This window comes from Nocardia amamiensis, from assembly GCF_015477605.1.
Taxonomy (GTDB): Bacteria; Actinomycetota; Actinomycetes; order Mycobacteriales; family Mycobacteriaceae; genus Nocardia; species Nocardia amamiensis_A.
Genome location: NZ_JADLQX010000331.1, coordinates 1 through 255 on the forward strand (window position 1 = coordinate 1; position 255 = coordinate 255).

Annotated in this window: 1 pseudogene; it reads left to right on the forward strand. The window is 70.2% G+C overall.

The features are described from left to right. Positions 1 to 255 (forward strand): annotated as a pseudogene (locus tag IU459_RS38015) (ISL3 family transposase); the annotation flags it as partial.

Genomic DNA, 255 nt, shown 5'->3' on the forward strand with positions numbered 1-255 from the left:
AACCCGGATTGCGCCCGCGCCACGTTCGCCGAGCAGGTACCCGGCCTGACCACGGCGCATGCCCGACGGACCCCATTGCTACGCAGCATGCTCGAGCGGATCGCGTTGGCGGTGGGTGGCCGCCCCGGCCAGCGGTTGACCCGCCACTTGTCGGTGACGGTATCCAGGATGACTCTGCTGCGGTTGATCCGGGCACTGCCGATGCCCGAACCCGGCCCGGTGACCGCGCTCGGCGTCGATGACTTCGCCTTCCGC